General features: G+C 56.4%; 3 protein-coding genes. 1 reads left to right on the top strand and 2 read right to left on the bottom strand.

The genetic code is table 11. The annotated features are described in order from the left end of the window. Together Q7T06_RS00385 and metG are read right to left on the bottom strand one after the other, a co-directional pair. On the bottom strand, positions 1-418 hold a 418-nt coding region (locus tag Q7T06_RS00385), incomplete at its 3' end, for a SulP family inorganic anion transporter (RefSeq protein ID WP_304778253.1). Between the two features lie 158 nt (positions 419-576). Next, positions 577-2688, bottom strand: a complete 2112-nt coding sequence (gene metG, locus Q7T06_RS00380; protein ID WP_304778250.1) for a methionine--tRNA ligase — start codon at positions 2686-2688, stop codon at positions 577-579. A gap of 220 nt (positions 2689-2908) precedes the next feature. Here metG and Q7T06_RS00375 point away from each other — a divergent pair. After that, a partial coding sequence (locus Q7T06_RS00375; RefSeq protein ID WP_304778247.1) for a glutamate--tRNA ligase occupies positions 2909-3331 on the top strand: 423 nt, incomplete at its 3' end.

Raw genomic sequence — 3331 nt, 5'->3', positions numbered from 1 at the left:
GCACCGCGATGCCATTGGTGAAGCCGATGACGATAGGCACCGGGATGTAGCGTATCAGCGAGCCAAGGCGGAACAGTCCCATCGCGCACAACATCATGCCGGCAAAGATGGTGGCGATCAAAAGATTGGCGACGCCGTATTTTTCCACGATGCCGTAAATGATGACGATGAAGGCGCCTGCCGGTCCGCCTATCTGCACGCGCGAGCCGCCGAAGGCAGAAATCAGGAAACCGGCAATGATAGCGGTGAAGATGCCGGCTTCTGGTTTGACGCCGCTGGCAATCGCAAATGCCATTGCCAGCGGTAGCGCGACGATGCCGACCGTGAGGCCGGCGCTTAGATCGCGGAAAAATGCGGGGACGTCATAATCCTGCAAATTGTCGAGCAGGCGCGGGTGAAACGAGAATTTCAGCTTCATCTGACAAACTCCCATGGTTCATGTTGCTGTCGCAACGCCTGTCTGCAGCAGGCTTGCCATGATGTTACGTCAGTTGGATTTGCTTTGGCGAAAAAAAGCAGGCAGGGCCGCCTGATGGAAAAAGAGCGATGCCGTGGCATCGCTCCCTATTCATCTCTTTAGCCGACCCGCATGCCCGGCTCAGCGCCCGGCCACGGGTTCAGGATGTAAATGCCGGGCTGGGATTTTTCATCGGCAGCCGAGGCGGCCAGCACCATGCCTTCAGAGATGCCGAACTTCATCTTGCGCGGCGCCAGGTTGGCCACCATCACGGTCAATTTTCCGATCAGGTCTTCCGGCTTGTATGCGGATTTGATGCCGGAGAAGACATTGCGCAAACGGCCTTCACCTGCATCCAGCGTCAGGCGCAGCAATTTGTCCGAGCCTTCCACATGTTCGCAGTTGACGATTTTCGCGATGCGCAAATCGATCTTGGCGAAATCATCGATCTTGATTTCCGGCGCAATTTCTTCAATCGTGCTTGCCGTCGTTACGCTGGCATCTTCTGGCGTCTCTGCTACGGCAGGCATTTCAAACAGTGCATCGAGCATCTTCGGCTCAACGCGCGTCATCAGGTGCGCGTAGGTATTGACTTGATGCTGGTGCGGCAGCGGCGTGAGCACGTGTTGCCATTGCAGCGGTGCGATGTTGAGCAAGGCTTCCACCTGTTTTGCCAGCTCCGGCAATACCGGTTTCAGATAGATGGTCAGGATGCGGAAGGCTTCCAGCAGGCGGCTGCAGACTTCCTGCAGGGCGGCGCTATTTTCTGGTTTCTTTGCCAGTTCCCACGGTTTGTTCGCATCGACGTAGGCATTGATGATGTCAGCCTGTTCCATGATCGCGCGCAGGGCCTTGCCGTATTCGCGCTGTTCGTACAAAGCCTGGATTTCCACTGCAACGTCGCGCAGCTTGCTGATGAAGGCGTCGTCGCCGGTCGCCCAGTCGGTGACGACGCGGCCATCGAATTTCTTGGCGATGAAGCCGGCGGCGCGGCTGGCGATGTTGACGTATTTGCCTATCAGGTCGCTGTTGACGCGCGCGATGAAATCTTCCGGGTTGAAGTCTATGTCTTCATTGCGTGCGCTGAGCTTGTTGGCCAGGTAATAGCGCAGCCATTCCGGATTCATGCCCAGGCTCAGATACTTCAGCGGATCCAGGCCAGTGCCGCGGCTCTTGCTCATCTTCTCGCCATTGTTGACGGTCAGGAAGCCATGCACGAATACCTTGTTTGGTGTCTTGCGGCCGCTGAATTTCAGCATCGCCGGCCAGAACAGCGTATGGAAATTGACGATGTCCTTGCCGATGAAATGTATCTGTTCCAGTGCCGGATCGGCCATGTAGGCAGCGTAATTTTCGCCGCGCTTGTCGAGCAGGTTCTGCAGCGAGGCCAGGTAACCGACCGGCGCATCCAGCCAGACGTAAAAATACTTGCCCGGCGCATCAGGAATTTCTATGCCGAAGTAAGGCGCATCGCGCGAGATGTCCCAGTCGCTCAAGCCTTCGCTGGTGCTGCCATCAATATTGTCGCGTATCGAAAACCATTCCTTGACCTTGTTGGCGACTTCCGACTGCAGATGCGGCTTGCCGTCTGTATCCGCGCCTTGTATCCATTGTTCGAGAAATTCCACGCAGCGCGGATCAGACAAGGTGAAGAAGAAATGTTCGGAGTTCTTCAACACCGGTGTTGCGCCGGTCAGTGTCGAGTATGGATTGGTCAGGTCGGTCGGTACATAGACTGCGCCGCAGACTTCGCAATTGTCGCCGTACTGATCCTTCGCGCCGCATTTCGGGCATTGACCCTTGATGTAGCGATCCGGCAGGAACATGCTTTTTTCCGGGTCGAAGAATTGCTCTACCGTTCTGGTGGCGATCAATCCGGCTTTTTTCAAGTCCAGATAAATCTGTTGTGCGAGTTTGTGATTTTCCGGACTGTCGGTCGAGCTCCAGTTGTCGAAGGCGATGTGAAAACCATCCAGATACTGTTTGCGGCCTGCGGCGATATTGGCGACGAATTGCTGCGGCGTGAGACCGGCTTTTTCCGCCGCGATCATGATAGGCGCACCGTGTGCATCGTCGGCACCGACGAAATTGACTGCATTGCCTTGCATGCGCTGGAATCGCACCCAGATGTCGGCCTGGATGTATTCCATGATGTGGCCGATATGGAATGCGCCATTGGCGTAGGGCAGGGCGGTGGTGACGAAAAGTTTGCGCGGCAATGGGTTGCTCATAAGGTGATGCTTGGGAATAAGGTAATAAAGGCGTAATTTTAGCAGTGCCGGGCGGGTTGACGCAGCCTGCGCATATATATAGTCATTTGCGAGGCGATCGCGGCAGCGGCTTGCCGGCACCCGATATTACGCGCAGGCCTGTCCCAAGCGCATGGCGACGCGGTAAAATGGCGTTTTTTTACAGGACGGCTTTGGCAATCCAAGGCCGTTTTTATTTGCCATGACCGTTCGACCTCCTATCCGCACCCGTTTTGCTCCCAGCCCTACCGGCTATCTCCACGTTGGCGGCGCCCGCACCGCGCTTTTTTCCTGGGCCTATGCGCGCCATTTCGGCGGCACCTTTGTGTTGCGTATCGAAGATACCGATCTCGAGCGTTCGACGCCGGAAGCGGTGCAGGCCATCATAGAAGGCATGGAGTGGCTGGGTTTGCAGCACGATGAAGGTCCTTTTTACCAGATGCAGCGCATGGATCGCTATCGTGTAGTCATTGCGCAGATGCTGGCTGCAGGCACTGCCTATCACTGTTATTCGTCGCCGGAAGAAGTCGAAGCGATGCGTGAGCGTCAACGTGCTGCCGGCGAAAAGCCGCGCTACGATGGCACCTGGCGTCCGGAGGCGGGCAAAACCCTGCCGACGATACCG

Origin of the sequence: Herminiimonas sp., assembly GCF_030645555.1 — a bacterium.
Lineage (GTDB): Bacteria > Pseudomonadota > Gammaproteobacteria > Burkholderiales > Burkholderiaceae_D > Oxalicibacterium.
The sequence above is the reverse complement of the archived record's forward strand: the minus strand, read 5'-3'. Positions and strand labels throughout refer to the sequence as shown.